The sequence below is a fragment of the Pseudomonas sp. HY7a-MNA-CIBAN-0227 genome, from assembly GCF_040310325.1.
In the GTDB taxonomy this organism is placed as follows: domain Bacteria; phylum Pseudomonadota; class Gammaproteobacteria; order Pseudomonadales; family Pseudomonadaceae; genus Aquipseudomonas.
The window spans coordinates 1-533 of sequence record NZ_JBEOPT010000038.1; the positions used below are offsets into that span (position 1 = coordinate 1).

Below are 533 nucleotides of genomic sequence, written 5' to 3' on the forward strand. Positions count from 1 at the left end.
CCGGAGAGGTTGCCCTTAACGATTTCAATCACGGCCCCGTTGCTGAGGGTGACGGTCATGTTGCTGCCGGCTGCGTGTGACAGCGTCGCGGTGTAAGTAACTTGACCGCCTTCGCTGACTTCGCCGGAGGCGGTCAGTTTGATCGTTGTAGTATCCAGCGAGTCGACGATTTTGGTCTCAACCGGCGCGGTATTAGGCGTCAGTTGCTCAAAGTTGCCGCCGGTGGTGGACTTGATGAAGTCTGTAACGGTGCTGCCATTGTTGTAAACATCGTTGACCGGCGTATCGACCACGACGAAGCCGCTGGTTTTCCCGGCTTCGATGGTGATCACCGCACCGCTGTTCAGCGTCACGGTCACGGCCGTGTCGGCGGGATTGGTCAGTGTGGCGGTGTAGGTAATCTTGCCGCCTTCAACAATCGAGCCTTCAGCGCTCAGCGTCAGGCCGGTATTGTCCAGCGAGTCGACGATCTTGGTCTCAACCGGCGCAGTGTTAGGTGTCAGTTGCTCAAAATTGCCGCCGGTGGTGGACTT

The 533-nt window shown here is 57.8% G+C and carries 1 protein-coding gene; it reads right to left on the reverse strand.

From position 1 onward, the window contains the following. The coding region (locus AAEZ06_RS26860; RefSeq protein WP_350617099.1) for an immunoglobulin-like domain-containing protein at nt 1-533 on the reverse strand (533 nt) is incomplete at both ends.